10 protein-coding genes are annotated in these 11,319 nt (G+C 49.8%); 2 read left to right on the top strand and 8 right to left on the bottom strand.

Going from position 1 to position 11,319, the window contains the following annotated elements:
- Window positions 1–480 precede the first annotated feature (480 nt).
- The 5 genes from uxaC to kduI all read right to left on the bottom strand — a co-directional run bounded on the left by uxaC (window position 481) and on the right by kduI (window position 6,546).
- Entirely contained in the window at window positions 481–1,950 is a 1,470-nt protein-coding gene (gene uxaC / locus QOS01_RS09585) for a glucuronate isomerase (protein WP_283622156.1), read from the bottom strand.
- A gap of 27 nt (window positions 1,951–1,977) precedes the next feature.
- Window positions 1,978–3,453 carry a glycoside-pentoside-hexuronide (GPH):cation symporter gene (locus tag QOS01_RS09580; protein ID WP_283622155.1) on the bottom strand — a complete coding sequence of 492 codons (1,476 nt, stop codon included), beginning with the start codon at window positions 3,451–3,453 and terminating at the stop codon, window positions 1,978–1,980.
- A 590-nt stretch (window positions 3,454–4,043) separates the two neighbouring features.
- On the bottom strand, window positions 4,044–4,802 hold the full coding sequence (locus QOS01_RS09575) for an IclR family transcriptional regulator (protein WP_283622154.1): 759 nt from the start codon (window positions 4,800–4,802) through the stop codon (window positions 4,044–4,046).
- A gap of 66 nt (window positions 4,803–4,868) precedes the next feature.
- A complete protein-coding gene (kduD, locus tag QOS01_RS09570) occupies window positions 4,869–5,684 on the bottom strand; it encodes a 2-dehydro-3-deoxy-D-gluconate 5-dehydrogenase KduD (protein WP_283622153.1) in 816 nt (271 codons plus the stop codon).
- 13 nt (window positions 5,685–5,697) lie between these two features.
- The gene (gene kduI / locus QOS01_RS09565) at window positions 5,698–6,546 is read right to left on the bottom strand and encodes a 5-dehydro-4-deoxy-D-glucuronate isomerase (RefSeq protein WP_283622152.1); all 849 of its coding nucleotides are present in this window, start codon (window positions 6,544–6,546) and stop codon (window positions 5,698–5,700) included.
- A 199-nt stretch (window positions 6,547–6,745) separates the two neighbouring features.
- On the opposite strand from kduI, the gene QOS01_RS09560 reads away from it, so the two are divergent.
- Entirely contained in the window at window positions 6,746–7,591 is an 846-nt protein-coding gene (locus QOS01_RS09560; RefSeq protein ID WP_326521107.1) for a sugar phosphate isomerase/epimerase family protein, read from the top strand.
- Between the two features lie 64 nt (window positions 7,592–7,655).
- Here the strand turns inward: QOS01_RS09560 and QOS01_RS09555 are convergent, their stop codons facing one another.
- The 3 genes from QOS01_RS09555 to QOS01_RS09545 form a co-directional block, all read right to left on the bottom strand.
- The gene (locus QOS01_RS09555; RefSeq protein ID WP_283622151.1) at window positions 7,656–8,666 is read right to left on the bottom strand and encodes a LacI family DNA-binding transcriptional regulator; all 1,011 of its coding nucleotides are present in this window, start codon (window positions 8,664–8,666) and stop codon (window positions 7,656–7,658) included.
- A 253-nt stretch (window positions 8,667–8,919) separates the two neighbouring features.
- Window positions 8,920–9,459 carry a hypothetical protein gene (locus QOS01_RS09550; protein WP_283622150.1) on the bottom strand — a complete coding sequence of 180 codons (540 nt, stop codon included), beginning with the start codon at window positions 9,457–9,459 and terminating at the stop codon, window positions 8,920–8,922.
- Between the two features lie 63 nt (window positions 9,460–9,522).
- On the bottom strand, window positions 9,523–10,989 hold the full coding sequence (locus QOS01_RS09545; protein ID WP_283622149.1) for a family 43 glycosylhydrolase: 1,467 nt from the start codon (window positions 10,987–10,989) through the stop codon (window positions 9,523–9,525).
- Window positions 10,990–11,110: 121 nt separating this feature from the next.
- On the opposite strand from QOS01_RS09545, the gene QOS01_RS09540 reads away from it, so the two are divergent.
- Window positions 11,111–11,319 (top strand): hypothetical protein (locus QOS01_RS09540; protein WP_283622148.1); only part of this gene is annotated, 209 nt, incomplete at its 3' end.

Below are 11,319 nucleotides of genomic sequence, written 5' to 3'. Positions count from 1 at the left end.
ATTGTGTGGTAACACCATTAAAGACCTTGATGGTTTTTTCTGTCCACTTAAATGTTCAACTTAAATTTTACAATCTGTCTTATTTAAAAACTATTATATCAGTTCTGGTAGCGTTCACAATATCAATTTAGGCAAATTTCAAGGCGTAGTTGTCCAGAAGGTCACGCATGATCTGCAGGACGGTCGTTCCCAGACGGGTTCTCGTGTCTTCCTGATTCAAATGAGGCCGCATTTTCGGTCCCTTAAGTAGGTCCAACTAGGGCGACCTTAGTCAGCGTCCATATTTTCAAAATCGGGCCCTGGTCGAACTATTAGATAACACGAAAGTGGATACGGACAATCGGGTAGAGCTTATCTATCCCAATCGTGTGTAAAATATTTAAAGCTTCTCCTTGGTCAACTGTCATTGAATCAACCCCTATTCTAAACAACAAAAGGATGGGAAAACATGTTTTTCCATCCTTTTTCCCCTTCAATTAATTAGTATTGGAAAGGATTGTCGTGCTTTGCGAACAGTTCTTCTGGCTTTGCGTCGTTGAAGAAGCCGAAGTATTCGTATGCGTTGTTGTAGGCAATGTCTTGGATAATCTTGCCCAGGTATTCCTCGTCTTCTGGAGCCCGGCCTTGTTCAACCAGGTCACCGAAGAAGTTGCATAGTACCCGACGGAAGTATTCGTGACGTGGGTATGACAGGAAGCTCCGGGAGTCAGTCAGCATCCCGACAAAGTTAGGCAGCAGACTTTGTTGTGCGAAGTCCCGCAGTTGGGTTGTCATCCCTTCAGCAGTGTCGTTGAACCACCATGCAGCCCCGAGTTGCATCCGTTGCTTACCACCTTCGAGGAAGCAGCCCATCAGAGTTACTAATTGCATCCAGTCGTTTGGATTCAGGGAGTAGAAGATTGTCTTTGGAATGTCGTTGGTGTCACGCATCTTGGTGTAGAGTTGTTGAATTTCAGCAACGATGTCTGGTTGGGTCCCCATTGCATCGTAACCCGTGTCTTGGCCCAACTTCTTGAACATTGGGTGGTTCAGGTCACGGATAGAGTTGACGTGGAACTGCATCGTCCAGTTGAACTTCTTGTTCAGCTTCATCATTTCTTCAAGGAACATTGTCAGCCACTTGTCGTATTCAACGCCGGTGACTTCTTCGTTAGCTTCAGCCTTCTTCAGGATGGCATCCAGTTCTTCATCAGTTGCTTCAGCGAAGTGGAATGTCCAGAGTGAGTGGTCGGACAGACGACCGCCCATGTCGTTGAAGTATTGGAACCGTTGCTCCATGGCCTTGATCAAGTCACGGAAGGAGTTGATTTCAACACCAGAGATGTCACTCAATTGCTTGATGTAGTCAGCAAAGGTTGGCTTGTTGATTTGAATCAGGTTATCTGGACGCATAGCTGGCAGGGTCCGGAAGCCATTTTCCTTTTCGTCCTTCTTCAAAAGCTTATGGTAGTGCAGGTCAGATGCTGGGTCATCCGTCGTGCAGACCGCCTTAACGTTGGAAAGCTTGATCAGGTTACGTGGCTTGAATTCATCGGTTTGCAGGAGGGCATTAGCCTTCTTCCATACTTCCGGAGCATTCTTCCGGGAGAGTGGTTCGTCAATGCCGAAGAACCGCCGTAATTCCAGGTGGGTCCATTCGTAAACAGGGTTACCAACGGCCTTTTCGATGGTACCAGCCCAAGCCATGAACTTGTCATAGTCGTCAGCGTCACCAGTGATCAGGTCTTCAGGAACACCATTTGCCCGTTCCAAACGCCACTTGTAGTGGTCACCATAGTGATCTTCGTTGAGCCAAACCCGAGTGATGTTTGCGTAGTTCTTGTTCTCGTAAATTTCCTCGGGGTTCAGGTGACAGTGGAAGTCAATGATTGGCATGTCTTTAGCGTAGTCAAAGAATAACTTCTTGGCCCATTCGTTAGTTAACAGAAAATTCTTATCTAATAAAGTCATAATGCATCCTCCTAAGCAGGGTTCAAATTATTTAACATCTTCGTCGCCGATAGTACCGTGTTCCCACTTACCATTATCAAGGTCAGTAGCAATTTGCTTGAACTTCTTGTCGCTGATCTTGTAAAGGAAGCCAATGATGATGGCAGCCATAATTAAGCAGAAGCCAGGGTACAAAGTCATCGCAGCCTTGATCCCTTGCAGGGTCTTAGCGGATTGTTGGGCGTTAGCAACGTAACCAGTAACGGCAAGAACACCGGCACTAACTAAGGCAGCCAGTGATTGGGCAATCTTCCGGGAGAAGTTGAAGGCGGCGTAAGTAATACCTTCCTTACGCATTCCCGTGTGCCATTCACCGTAGTCAATGGCGTTGGAAACCATGGCCCAAGTAATACCGTTTGGAATAGCCAGGGCGGTGTAACCAATCGTAACTAAGACGATGAAGGTTACAACGTTGGTTGGCAGGAAGAAGTTCAAGATGTTGGCAACCGCACCAACAACGAATGACCACATTGCAGTCCGCTTCTGACCAAAGTGCTTGGTCAGGGTAGGAATCATGAAGACACCGACGATGGAGCAACCCATCATGATGGCGTTGATAATTGGCTGTAAACCAATGTTACCCAGGTTGTATTGAGCATAGAAGACCATCATTTGGTTGTTGGTGTTCATCGCAGAAATCGTGAACAAGGTCATCAGAATTAAGGCACCCAGTGGACCATTGGTGAAGACAACCTTGATGTAATCGCCAAAGCCTTCCCGCTTAGCGTTCTTATCACGGTGAACCTTAACGTTTTCCTTGGTTCCAAAGTAACATACGGCAAACATGCAGATACCGATGATAGCAAAGACAGTAGCGGCGAAGAAGTAACCATGAAGTTGGTCCTTACTACTCATTCCCCCACCGACTAATTCCATCAGCGGAATAAAGGCAACCCCAGCAATAAACTGGGCACCAACGGAACCAACCTGACGCGTCGTCGCCATAAAGCTACGGTCTTGCGGGTTCCGTGACATGACCGACGCTAGCGAACCATACGGGTCATTAGTAAAGGAGTAAACAACCCCCCAGATCATGTAAACGGCGTATGCGTAAATGATCTTTTGACCAGTGGATAAGCCCATTGGCATTGTGAAGGTAACCACGGTCATGATCCCCAGAATAATTGCGGAGATCATCATAACCGGACGGAACTTCCCCCGCTTACCAATGTTCTTCCGTCCATCGACGAATGAACCGGCAATTGGGTCCATAAAGGCATCGAAGATCTTAGTAAAGGCGAAGATCCCGGCAACCGCACCGGCACCAATGCCGGCGGCATCAATCCAGAACTTAGTCAGGTAAGCCTGACCAAGGTCAAACATAAATCCGTTCCCAAAGTCACCAAAACCATAGAAAATCTTTTGGTGGGTTGGAATTTGCTTGTTGAAGTTATCAACTTTCTTAACCGTACCGTCCTTTGCCGGCGCTGTGGCAGCAGCAGCGGACGCTTGTTTCTCGCTCATACGGTAAGCCCTCCTTATAAAAAACACACGTGAACAATTGGATGTAAAAATAAAATGGCACCTCATATGTCCACATTTAGCAATACCTAGAAACTAAACATGCAAATAATTGCAAACTGTAAAGAAATTAGTTCACAAAACACACATTCTGTAACAAATTCCTTTAACAATTCTTATATTACCACAATTAGCTGAAAACGTTAACATATTTTGTGAAAAAAATAACGTTTTTGGTTAATTTTATTGGTCAGTACCTAATTTTTATAATAAAGTGTCCAATTATAAAGATTATATTGATATATATCACAAAGTAAGCGTTTTCGGCGTTGAGTAACTATTGTGTATCATTTCACTCTCACTGATTTTAGATCATCTTATAGGAAGCTGATGTACTAAACTATTACCCCTATTTCTCTCTCGTGAGCTCTTCACAAAGGAAAAGGAAGCAAAAAACAGCTGGCTAGCTCGATTTACGATGCGCGGCAAGTCTTCGGAAAGCACAAAGGGGGCGCCAGTATTCGGATAAACCGAACGCTGGCGCCCCCTTCGGTTACTGTATAGTGTTTTCAACTATATAAGATTGCTAAGTATTAGAGGTGATTTTCAATCTCGGCCTGGGTCTGCTTACCGAGTTCGACAAACTTTTCCTTCTTTGCCGCCGTCATCCGGAACTCCGGAGTACTGATGCTAAAGGCCCCGTAGACCTGGCCGTTAGCAACCAGGGAAAAGCCGAGGCAGTAGACCCCCGGCTGGTTTTCAACGTCATCAATTGCGTAGCCCTGGTCCCGCGTCTCGTCGATGGTTGCCAGCAGGGCTTCTTTGCTGGCAACGGTCTTGGGTGTCATCTGCTGAAATGCAACCTGGTTGGCGTAATTTTGCAATTGTTCACGTGAATATGTCGCCAGGATGGCCTTGCCCATCGCTGATGAGTACATATGCATCTTGCCGCCGATGACGGAGACCAGCTTGATGCTGTGGGTACTCTCCATCTTGGATAAGAGGACGATGGCGTTATCTTCCGCAATCCCCAGATTGACCGTCTCCGCGGTCTGGTCACGCAACTTCTTCAAGAAGGGGTTGGCTATTTCGACAATGTCAATCGAGTCGTTGACCGCCTGAGCATACTCCAGGAAGATGGTCCCCAAGTGGTAGACCTTCTCATCCCCTACCAGGACGACCCGGACATAGCCACAGTATTCCAGGGTCTTGAGGATCTTGTAAATAGTGGGTTTTGAAATATCGAGTTGCCCGTCCAATGCACTCAAGGTCATCCCCGCATCAGCATGGGCAATGCAGTCGAGGATCCGTTTGGCCTTAAGGAGGACCGTGCCGTACATTTTACTTTCCATTATTTCAACCTTTCAAAAAGCGGGTAGCGCCATCCCCAAGCTGGGAATCCGTTACCCCCTTATATATTAACGAACCAGGTAGCCACCGTCGACTGGCATGATTATACCGTTGACGTAGTTGGCCGCATCACTAGCCAAGAATACCGCTGCCCCCATTAGCTCGTGGGGCTCTGCCCAGTGCCCTGCCGGAATCCGGTCAAGGATTTCCTTGTTCCGGGCCTTATCTGCCCGAATCGGGGCGGTGTTGGCGGTCTTGATGTAACCGGGCGCAATGGCGTTGACCTGGACACCATAGGCCCCCATTTCACTGGCGAAGGCCTTGGTTAAACCTGCGACCCCGTGCTTGGATGCCGTGTAGGCCGGGATGTATTTACCACCCTGGAAGGACAGCATCGAACCGATATTGATGATCTTCCCGTGGCCCTGCTTAGCAAACACTTTGGCGACGGCCATTGACATGTGGTAAACCGCGTTCAGGTTGATGTCGATAACGGCGTCCCAGTCCGCGTCCTTGGACTCCAGAATTGGGTTTCGTTTGATCATCCCGGCGTTATTGATCAGGATGTCGATGTGGCCAAACGCGTCGACCGCCTTAGCGATTACCTTGGGAGCGACCCCCGGCGTGGTCAGGTCGACCTGCATGAATTCAACCTTCCGACCCCGTTTTTCGATCATCTGCCGGGTTGAGTCCCAGCCCTGGGTGCTGTGCGCAGCGATGAAGATATCAGCACCGGCCTCAGCTAGGGCAACGGCGTACCCCTGCCCCAGTCCGGTGTTCCCACCGGTGATGATGGCAACCTTGCCGGTCAGGTCAAAGGCAGACATCTTGAACTTGTCTAAGGCGGCTTCGTTTTGTTTAATTTCTTCTTGTGATTGTGGCATGTGATAGCCCTCCTTACTTCAAATCGTGCATGTCAACCATGTCCATGTCATCGTAGGTCTGGTTTTCCCCACACATTGCCCAGATGAAGGCGTAGTTGGTCGTCCCCACCCCACAGTGGATGGACCAGCTAGGGTTAACAACCGCCTGTTCCGGTTCCAGGACAATGTGCTTGCTCTCGTCCAGCTTGCCCATGAAGTGGAAGACCCGGGTGTCCTTAGAGCCAAACTCACAGTACATGTAAGTCTCCATCCGCCGGGCATGGGTGTGGCACGGCATCGTATTCCAGGAGTTACCGGGTTCCAGGACGGTGTAGCCCATTTGGAGTTGGCAGGTATCCATGCTAGAAGCGTCGATGTACTTGTAGATGGTCCGCTTGTTCATATTCTTCTGGTCCCCCATTGGCATGGCGATGGCGTCCTTGAAAGGTAGCTTCTTGTTAGGATAGGTCTTGTGGGCCGGTGTTGAAACCACGTAGAACTTGGCCGGGTTAGCCGAGTCAGCGGATTCGAAGACCACGTGCTTGGCCCCCATCCCGATGTAGTAGCCATCGTGGGCAACAATTTCGTCCTTCTTGCCATCAATCGTCACGGCCCCGGCACCACCAATGTTGATGAAACCGAGTTCCCGCCGTTGGAGGAAGAAGTCAACCCCCAGTTCCTTATCAAGCTTGATTTCAAGGGGTTCGCCTGCTTTCGGGGTGACCCCACCAAAGATCATCCGGTCGTTGTAGGTGTAGGTAAGAAGAATGTCACCGAGGGAGAAAATCTTCTCCATCAAAAATTCCTGACGTAGTTCTGCCGTATCGTAGTGCTGGATGTCCTTGGGACTGTGGGCATAACGTGTAACCATCTTAAAACTCATCGAAAATCGTCCTCCATTTCTTATTTAGAAATACTGTTTCTTTTTTCAAAATTAATTATACCCCATCACTTTTTCTTTGCAAGGGGTTCCAAAATCGACTGGATGGGCTAAAATAAGTAATAGTGTAATGATAACGCTTTCAAAATTAACATAGGGCGTGTAAAAGTGTATTTCCAAGTTTGAGGTGAATTAGACGACCATTCAAGTCGGGCTACGGGCCCAGGACATTGGCGAGCATTCATTTGCCCACCTCTTTGCCGTTACCAAAAACTACGGTCTCAACAATGTTCAGTTTGATCCCCGCAAGTTCCTGCCCAAAATCGTTCCCAGTACCGATGCCTACTCACCGGGACTGTTAAACATGGTGGCCGGCAAGTTCAGAGAAGCTGGGGTGCGGATTGCTGTGCTGGGCAACTATGTCAACATCATTGACTACGACCGGGAGACCCAGTGGGAAAATCTCCAGACCTTTGCCGATAGTCTGGCGGCCGCCAGGTTCCTCCATGCCGGGGTGGTCGGGACTGAGACCGGTAATGTCCTCTCCCCCGCCGGCTTTTCCCGGGATAACTATACCGTCGAGGCCCTGACCCGGGTAATCGCGGCCGTGAAGGTCATGGCGAAGGATGCGGACCGCCTTGGTAGCCCGTTAGCAATTGAACCGGGGATCAACCACCCCATGAACAACAACTACGCCGTCCGTCAGGTTATAGACGAGGTCAACAGTCCCAACCTGTTCGTGATCTTCGACCTGGCAAACATGCTGACGGCGGATAACTGCCACGACCAGGATGACATTCTGGAAAACGCCAACCGCCTCTATGGCAACCGTATCTGGGTATTCCACCTCAGTGACGTCAAATTTGTCGATGGTCAAAGGGTGCGTGTCCCCTTTGGTAGCGGCGTGGTTGACGTGGAGCGCTACGTCAATTTCATTAACCGGGTCAAGCCCTTTGCCTACGCCATTCTTGAGGGAACCGGGGAAGGCGAACTGGACGAAGCCGTCCACCTGGTTCGTAAGTATGACCATAACTTTACCTTAAAATAACCCGCGCAAATGCAAACGACCAGCAGTGTTCAGGTAACCTGTTCACTACTGGTCATTTATTTTCCTAATTCAATTTTTTAACCGAGTCGCGAACAACAAGGGACGGCTTCAGGTTTAAGAAACGGGGAAGCTGAAGTTCCCGGTTGTCAATCAGGTCACGGAGGGCCTTGACGCCGTTCTCCGCTAGTTCACTCGTTGGTTTCCGGATGGTTGTGACCCGCGGATTATAGAACTTGGAATAGGCGTTGTCGTCAAAACCAATGAAGGAAATTTCGTCAGGGACCTTGTAACCGTAATCCTCACAGGCCCGAATGGCCCCCATCGTCATATCATCGTTCGCCGCGAAGACGCAAGTCGGCAGGTTCCCAGTGTTGAGAATCTTTTCCATTGCCTGGTAGCCCGAGGTGATGCTGTAGTTTCCCCTGACCTGCCATTCCTTCGGGACATCGATCTTGTGCTGATGGAGGGTTTCTAAGAAGGCCCGCAGACGGAGGTGGGCCGAGGCAAATTCTTTTCGTCCGGTAATCGTGGCAATCTTGGTGTGGCCCATCCGCAAAAGGTAGTTGACCGCCGTGGCGGTGCCGAGGTAATCGTCCGGCGCGTAGTTGCAAAGGTCGTCCCGGTCAATTTTGCGGTTTAAGACCACCAGGGGCTTTCCGGTGGCGGCCAGCTGGTCAATGTACTCATCGTCAGAGTCCGACTGACTGACCACCAGGGCCCCATCAAAACGGAGGTTGATGCTCTGCTTGGAACGGCGTAGGCTGGCGAAGCTGTCGACCGCAATTTCGTAGCCACTCGGCAGGAATTCCTTGATTTGGTGAATCGACTTGGACATGAAACTTGGTGAAGTCCCGTCGGCCAGGTCAGTGAAGTAAACCGCGATGATGAAGGACTTCTTCTCCACCAGTGCCTTAGCGTTCAGGTTGGGCGTATAGTTCATCCGGGCGGCTAATTTACGAATTTTCTTCTTTGTATCTTCTTTAACGAGCGGGCTGTCGTTTAGCGCCCGCGATACAGTAGTATGCGACACATTCGCCATTTTGGCGATGGTCTTAATCGTTACTTTGTCATTCATGATTGACTCCTTGTGGCAATAACTGATAAAAAATACGGCCCTATTGCCATAAATTTTATTATGCTTGTTCTTGATATTGTCAATCATATTAAAAATGACACAAAATGTCAATTCACAAATGTGATAGTGGCCGTTGATTGCCTACTATCAAGTGGTTTTACGTGTGCAATTTAAATTCAAAAAATCACAATTACCAGTTATGGGCAATTGTGATTCTACAAATTAGTTTGGTTTGAAATCAAATCATTATTCTTTAGTCATCATCGACTTCAATTGAAACGTTGCTGGCAATGTCATCAACAGAGGCATTGCTGTGGGCCAGCTTAACCAGGTGGCGGGCTGAAACCGTCTTGAATGGCGCAACCGTCCACTCCCCTGAATCATGCATCCCCTCGCTGTACAGGTAAACGGTACTGCCGTCCGCACTCAGGGTGTAGCCATTAACCATTCCCGCGTCGTTACCGTCGAGGGTCAACAAGTACATCTTACCAGTACCCGTTTGCGTGACCCCATCCGCTGATACGACGTCAACTTCAAGGTCGCCATCGTCATTCGTGGCACTGTCGGCTAGGTTTGACCAGGCATCGTTATCCTTTGCCCCGGCAACCAAGGCGGCCGCCGCAACTTCCTTCGGTTGCAGGCTGCTTAAGGAAACATTATCATGACTGGTCCGCGTCACTACCTGGCTGGCATTCACCGTTGTTGGCGTTGCAGCATGATCCATCTTCCCAGAATAAGTCGTCAAGGCGAGGCCAGCAAGCAAGCCAGCACTAACTAAAATTACTTTTTTCAACTTTATATCCCCCATATAGTCATATTTTCCCTAACAATATTAAGTTTATTCCTCCGTTACCGTTCAATCAAGGCTAAATCGGAAGGCAACGAACTGGGCGTGCTGGAGGCCGTGAAATTCGAAATAGAGGGCATGCCGCCCCGCCGGAATTGTGGTAGTGCCCGTGAAGCGCCGCTGCCTCGTGGTGACTTTGATGGTCCCTACCCGCTTTTTATCATCAATAAGCACGTTGATTTCTCCCGGCCGGCTATTTGCGATTTCCACCGTTACGGTCTGCTTTTCGCTCGCGCCCGTGAAGTCAAGATACTTGAAACCGACCTGACTCCCCTCACGAAGGTTAGTCACTACCTGCTGATTATTTTGCAGGGCAAAGTACGGCGCCCGGTGCTTGTGGCAACGACCGTGCCGGTCAAGAAGGACGCAGGCGGTGTTTGCCATATAGGTCTGGGCCCAGGGTAAGCCGCCACTAGACCGTACTTGCGACGTGAAGTGGGCCGGCAGGAAGCGGCCGGCTTGATCACACTGTAATTCTACCAGACAGGCCTGACGGTTCGGACACGGGCCTCCGGTTTGCCGGTGAAAGGACTGGTAATACCGCCCGTTTACCTGGAAGAGGCCGCCATGGGTATTGCCTTGGTAGGCGGTTCCCCGCTCATTACCAAAGATGCCACCGTCACCCAGTGAAACCAGAACGCCCTGGAAGCGAAATGGCCCGGCTGGCTGGTCACTGGTGGCGTAGCAGAGGGCGTTGTTGGGGCCCTTCTTGGCATAGTAGGTCAGGTAGAAATGGCCATCAAGTTGCCGAATGGAAGGAGCGTTCTGCATCCGCCACGGTGCCGCGTGCGGGATTAGGTCTGGTGAAACATACTGGCCGGTAGCGGGCGACTTGATGAGGGTCCGCATATCGGTGGTTGATAGTTCAGCCAGGTAGCAGTGGCCATAGCCAAAGTATAAGAAGAGGTGGCCACCGGTGTAAATGACGGCCGGGTCGTAGGGGTAACCACGTTTATGAAAGATGGGAAATCCCAGTGGCATGGTGAAGAGCGGCCGGCCATGACCGAGCGGTGTCCCATCCGGGTAGACGACCCGCCCCAGGTATTTAAAGGGGCCGGTCGGTGAATCGGCCACGGCCACGCCAATGCCGGCGCCAGACATTCCCACCCCATAGTAGAGGTACCAACGGCTGTCAACCTGGACAACGTCGGGAGCAAAGAGGTATTTGCTGAAGGGACGGCGATCATGCTGGTGCTGGCGGATGAAGGGGTCCTGAAGACGCCGGTAAATGGTTCCCTCGTTTCGCCAATGATTGAGGTCGTCAACCGGGGCAGACCAGCACTGGTAGTCACCCTCACATGGGAAGTGGGTACCGGGCAAGTCGTGGGAACCGTATAAGTAGACCCGGTTGCCGTAGACGTGGGGCTCGCCATCGGGGATATACACGTTGCTTGGTAAGTACGGGTTAGTTAGGTTGATGGGGGGCACCTCCAAATCATATTTATTCTCCGTTTGCTTGAAGAACAGCTTCAACATCCTGACTACGAATCACGATACACAATTTTTGCCATTTTATCGTAAGCACACCATAACGACACGTCTATAAATTGTCAGCAGGACCTCCTATACTGAAATCATCAGTAAGGAGGTCTTCTTTATGGAAGAAAAGCATGACATTGTAGCTTCAAAATTTTCAACCAAGCCAATTTCACATGGCCAAAGTCAACGGCAACCGCATGTCGCAGCTCAAATGGAAAAAGCTGGGATTAAATTAGTTATTTTTAAAGGTGAGGCTGGGAAAAAACTCTCAGTCCAAAATGAAAGCCGGACGATGAATCAAATCTTGGTTCATCGTCCGGCTTCTTA

It is taken from the genome of Limosilactobacillus avium, assembly GCF_947381485.1.
GTDB lineage: Bacteria > Bacillota > Bacilli > Lactobacillales > Lactobacillaceae > Limosilactobacillus > Limosilactobacillus avium.
The sequence above is the reverse complement of the archived record's forward strand: the minus strand, read 5'-3'. Positions and strand labels throughout refer to the sequence as shown.

Excerpts from the sequence above, each read along its gene's own strand:
- QOS01_RS09575 (WP_283622154.1), bottom strand. The coding sequence starts at position 4,802 with ATGGAAAGTAAAATGTACGGCACGGTCCTCCTTAAGGCCAAACGGATC.
- QOS01_RS09545 (WP_283622149.1), bottom strand. The coding sequence starts at position 10,989 with ATGTTGAAGCTGTTCTTCAAGCAAACGGAGAATAAATATGATTTGGAG.
- QOS01_RS09580 (WP_283622155.1), bottom strand. The coding sequence starts at position 3,453 with ATGAGCGAGAAACAAGCGTCCGCTGCTGCTGCCACAGCGCCGGCAAAG.
- kduI (WP_283622152.1), bottom strand. The coding sequence starts at position 6,546 with ATGAGTTTTAAGATGGTTACACGTTATGCCCACAGTCCCAAGGACATC.
- QOS01_RS09555 (WP_283622151.1), bottom strand. The coding sequence starts at position 8,666 with ATGAATGACAAAGTAACGATTAAGACCATCGCCAAAATGGCGAATGTG.
- kduD (WP_283622153.1), bottom strand. The coding sequence starts at position 5,684 with ATGCCACAATCACAAGAAGAAATTAAACAAAACGAAGCCGCCTTAGAC.
- uxaC (WP_283622156.1), bottom strand. The coding sequence starts at position 1,950 with ATGACTTTATTAGATAAGAATTTTCTGTTAACTAACGAATGGGCCAAG.